This window comes from uncultured Veillonella sp. (genome assembly GCF_915069625.1).
Classification (GTDB): domain Bacteria; phylum Bacillota; class Negativicutes; order Veillonellales; family Veillonellaceae; genus Veillonella.
The window spans coordinates 1-4,872 of record NZ_CAJZFD010000160.1 but is presented as its reverse complement, the minus strand read 5'-3'; the positions used below and the strand labels follow the sequence as shown (position 1 = coordinate 4,872).

The following is a 4,872-nucleotide window of genomic DNA, read 5'->3' as shown; positions in this document are numbered from 1 at the left end:
ATGAAATAATAGAGGAGATTTTGATGTTAGATTTAGTGGTAGGCACCATAACAACTGGCCTTTTATGGTCTTTGTTAGCGGTTGGTGTATTTATCACCTTCCGTGTATTAGATGTAGCTGACTTAACTGTAGAAGGTACGTTTCCAATGGGGGCGGCCATTTCTGCAATTTTAATTACTAGTGGTATGAACCCAATCTTATCTATCTTGATTGCCGGCATTGGTGGTATGGCCGCAGGTGCCGTAACAGGTTGTATTCATACAAAATTAAAGATTCCTGCGTTACTCGCTGGTATCTTAACAATGATTGCTTTATACTCCATTAATCTTCATATTATGGGGAAAGCTAACGTATCCTTGCTTCGTATGGATACAATTTATACAATTATCGGTAGCGTACTTCACACACCAAATATGTGGTCTGCAGCTATCGTAGGTGTGATTGTAGCTGTTGTCGTATGCTTATTATTATTCTGGTTCTTCGGTACTGAAATTGGTACAGCATTACGTGCAACAGGTGTTAACCCACAAATGATTCGTGCTCAAGGCGTAAACACTGACAATATGATCGTTCTTGGTCTTTTGATTTCCAATGGTTTTGTTGGTATGTCTGGAGCTTTAATAGGTCAATTCCAAGGCTTTGCCGACGTAGGTATGGGGATTGGTACCATCGTAATTGGTTTGGCTTCTGTAATTATCGGTGAGGTAGTATTTGGTACAAAATCCTTCGTACGTAGCCTTATCGCTGTAGTACTTGGTTCTATCGTATATCGTATCGTTATTGCCGCTGTACTCTACATGGGTATGCCACCAAACGATTTAAAATTATTCACTGCTATTCTTGTTGCCATAGCGCTTTCCTTGCCTACATTGAAAGCAAAATGGTTGGCTCGTTAAGGAGGACACTATGTTAGAAGTAAAAAATATGGTAAAAACCTTCTTTAAGGGTACAATCAATGAAAAAACTGCTCTTCAAGGTATTGATCTTCGTTTAGAAGAAGGCGATTTCTGTACTGTAATCGGTGGTAATGGTGCTGGTAAAAGTACGTTGCTAAACTCCATCGCTGGTGTATTTCCGGTAGATGAAGGTTCTATCACAATTAATGATATTGATGTCACTAAAATGCCGGAATACAAACGTGCTAAATACATTGGCCGTGTATTCCAAGACCCTATGGTTGGTACGGCAGGTAACATGCAAATTGAGGAAAATTTGATCCTTGCTATGCGCCGTGGTAAAAACTTAGGTTTAAAATGGGCTTTCAAAGATAGCGAACAAGCATTCTTCAAAGAACGCCTTGCACTATTAGGTTTAGGCCTTGAAGACCGCTTATCTGCTCGTATGGGCTTGTTATCTGGTGGTCAACGCCAATCCATTACATTGTTGATGGCTACTATGCTTCGTCCTGAACTTTTATTATTGGACGAACATACTGCGGCTCTTGACCCTAAGACGGCAGAAAATGTTTTGCAATTGACTGATAAACTTGTGGCTGAACATAACTTAACGACTCTTATGATTACCCACAACATGCGTGATGCATTGCGCTTTGGTAATCGTCTCATCATGATGGATGCTGGCCGCATTATCTATGATGTAAAAGGGGAAGAAAAGAAAAAATTAACAGTTGCCGATTTATTACAAAAATTTGAAGTAGCTGGGGAAAATGCATTGAGCGACCGTATGGTGCTTGGTGCGAAATAATAGAAGAGGGCATAAGCCCTCTTTTATTTATGACATACCTTTACAAGTTAAGGAACATACTGTATACTAAATAAGGTCGTAAGACATATCGTAAGCGAAGTATTCGAATCTCCAACGGTTACTTAAGCTTATCGAGATTATTTATTTTTTTAGGAGGTAACATTAATGTTAACTACAGAAGCTAAATTAGCAGTAATTAAAGAATACGCTACTCATGAAGGTGACACTGGTTCTCCAGAAGTACAAGTTGCGATTTTAACAAGCCGCATCCAATACTTAACAGATCACTTGAAAGAACACAAAAAAGACCATCATTCCCGTCGTGGTTTGTTGAAATTAGTTGGTCAACGCCGTAACATGCTTGACTACCTTCGTCGTAAAGATATCGAACGTTACCGTTCCCTTATCGAACGTCTTGGTCTTCGTAAATAATAAAATTAGCCGTCCTATTGGACGGCTTTTTTTGTGCTATTTGCTATAATAATTCGCTTATTTTTTCTTGATGATATATAATAAGAAGGTATACATATAAGAAGATTTTTAGGAGGAATAGGAATGGAACAATTCCAAATGGACCTAGCTGGTCGTACGCTTACGATCGAGACTGGGGAACTTGCAAAACAAGCTGGCGGTGCTGTAATGGTTGGTTACGGTGATACACGTGTACTCGTTACCGCTACAGGTTCTAAAGAGGCGAAGGATATCGATTTCTTCCCACTTACAGTAGACTATGAAGAAAAAATGTACGCTGTTGGTCGTTTACCAGGTGGCTTCATTAAACGTGAAGCGCGTCCACCTGAATCTGCGATTTTGAATAGCCGTTTGATTGACCGTCCTATTCGTCCATTATTTGATAAAGGAGTACGTAATGAAGTACACGTAGTGGCAACTGTTATGTCCGTTGACCAAGATTGTGATCCTGCAATCTGTGGTATGATTGGCGCTTCTGCTGCATTATCTATTTCTGATATTCCTTGGAATGGTCCTATTGCAGGCGTTCGCATGGGGCGTATCAACGGTGAATTTGTTGTAAACCCAACAAAAGAACAATTAGAAGCAACAGATCTTAACATTGTTGTAGCTGGTACAAAAGATGCTATCCTCATGGTTGAAGGTGGTGCTCAAGAGGTTCCAGAAGAAACTATTCTTGAAGTCATCATGGCAGCTCATGAAGAAATCAAAAAAATCGTAGCTTTCCAAGAAGATATGAAAGCTAAAGTGGGCAAGGAAAAACGCGTATTTGAAAGTAAAGATGTACCTGCTGAAATCGCTGAAGCTGTTCGTGCATATGGTCATGATAAACTTGATGCAGCAGTACGTTGTGCTGATAAACAACAACGTGATGCGCAAGAAAGTGAAGTGCGTGCAGATGTATTAGCTCACTTTGAAGAAATCTATCCAGATAACTTAGCTGATGTAAATAAAGCATTTGACGCAATGACAAAAGAAATCGTTCGTCATATGATTACTGTTGAAAAAATTCGTCCAGACGGCCGTAAACTTGATGAAGTACGTCCTATCTCTTGTCGTACAGGTGTATTACCTCGTACACATGGTTCTGGCTTATTTACACGTGGTCAAACTCAAGTATTGAACGTAGCCACTGTAGCCCCATTGTCTGAAACTCAAACAATTGATGGCATTGGTTTAGAAACAGAAAAACGTTATATTCACCACTATAATTTCCCATCCTTCTCCGTAGGTGAAACTCGTTCCTCCCGCGGTCCCGGCCGTCGTGAAATTGGTCATGGTGCGTTGGCTGAACGTGCATTGGTACCTGTTATTCCTAGTGAAGAAGAATTCCCATATGCATTGCGTCTTGTATCTGAAGTATTGGAATCTAATGGCTCTAGCTCCATGGCATCCGTATGTGGTTCCACATTATCCTTGATGGATGCTGGTGTACCTATTAAAGCTCCAGTAGCTGGTATCGCAATGGGTCTTGTAACACAAGGTGAACACTACACAATCTTAACAGATATTCAAGGTATGGAAGATGCTCTTGGCGATATGGACTTCAAGGTTGCTGGTACAGCAAAAGGCGTAACTGCTATTCAAATGGATATCAAGATTTCCGGCTTGTCCCGTGAAATCCTTCATGAAGCATTAGAACAAGCTCATAAAGGCCGCATGCACATTATGGGCATCATGCTTGATACAATTGCTGAACCACGTCAACAAATGTCTCAATATGCTCCACGTATCATTACCATGAAAATTGATCCAGATAAGATTCGCGATGTAATCGGTTCTGGCGGTAAAGTAATTCGTGGTATCATCGATGAAACAGGTGCAAAAATTGACATCGAAGATGACGGTACAGTATTCATTGCTTCTGTAGACCAAGAAGGTGCTGCTAAAGCTCAACAAATCATTGAAAACCTTACTAAAGAGGTTGAAGTAGGGGAAGTATACCTTGGTAAAGTAACTCGTTTGATGGCATTTGGTGCTTTCGTAGAGGTATTACCAGGTAAAGAAGGTCTTGTACACATTTCCAAACTTGCAAAAGAACGCGTTGAAAATGTAGAAGATGTAGTAAATGTAGGCGATGAGATTATGGTAAAAGTTATCGAAATCGATAAACAAGGCCGTATCAACTTGTCCCGTAAGGATTGTTTAAAATAAGAGGTGTTACATGGATATTCGTGGCTTTGAAGTAGTTTCTGCTTTTGAAGAACAAGATATCAATTTACCAACACGTAAAACAACAGAAAGCGCAGGCTACGATATTGAATGCGCTGAAGCTGTTACATTAGAACCAGGTCAAGTAGTATTAGTGCCAACAGGTATTAAAGCTTTCATGGCATACGATGAATATCTTGCTATTCACATTCGTTCTAGCATGGCCATTAAACGCCATCTAGCACTTGTAAATAGCACAGGCATTATCGATAGCGATTACTACAATAATGAGGATAACGAAGGTCATATCATGATCGCTCTACTCAATTATGGTAAAGAAACAGTTTCCCTTGAAAAAGGTGAACGCGTTGCGCAAGGTATTTTCTCTAAATATCTTATCACTAATGATGACGATGCTACAGGCGTCCGTACAGGTGGTATCGGTAGCACTGGTACAATGTAAACTACATATAATTCTGAATAGAATGATGAAAGCCGCTCAACCTATGTTGGGCGGCTTTTTATAATTATATTTAGTTATAATTA

The 4,872-nt window shown here is 39.9% G+C and carries 5 protein-coding genes; all 5 read left to right on the top strand.

What is annotated here, in order from left to right; genetic code table 11:
* The first annotated feature begins 23 nt into the window (after positions 1-23).
* The 5 genes from QZ548_RS08035 (at position 24) to dut (ending at position 4,789) form a co-directional block, all read left to right on the top strand.
* Positions 24-896, top strand: coding sequence for an ABC transporter permease (locus QZ548_RS08035; protein ID WP_367113080.1), 873 nt, complete (start codon positions 24-26; stop codon positions 894-896).
* Between the two features lie 10 nt (positions 897-906).
* Positions 907-1,704 carry an ABC transporter ATP-binding protein gene (locus QZ548_RS08030; RefSeq protein ID WP_024066235.1) on the top strand — a complete coding sequence of 266 codons (798 nt, stop codon included), beginning with the start codon at positions 907-909 and terminating at the stop codon, positions 1,702-1,704.
* 165 nt (positions 1,705-1,869) lie between these two features.
* On the top strand, positions 1,870-2,136 hold the full coding sequence (gene rpsO, locus QZ548_RS08025; RefSeq protein ID WP_005386879.1) for a 30S ribosomal protein S15: 267 nt from the start codon (positions 1,870-1,872) through the stop codon (positions 2,134-2,136).
* A 123-nt stretch (positions 2,137-2,259) separates the two neighbouring features.
* Positions 2,260-4,329 carry a polyribonucleotide nucleotidyltransferase gene (locus QZ548_RS08020; RefSeq protein WP_295869553.1) on the top strand — a complete coding sequence of 690 codons (2,070 nt, stop codon included), beginning with the start codon at positions 2,260-2,262 and terminating at the stop codon, positions 4,327-4,329.
* A 10-nt stretch (positions 4,330-4,339) separates the two neighbouring features.
* Positions 4,340-4,789 (top strand): dUTP diphosphatase, encoded by a 450-nt coding sequence (gene dut / locus QZ548_RS08015; RefSeq protein ID WP_213467770.1) that lies wholly within the window; start codon positions 4,340-4,342, stop codon positions 4,787-4,789.
* Positions 4,790-4,872: the final 83 nt, after the last annotated feature.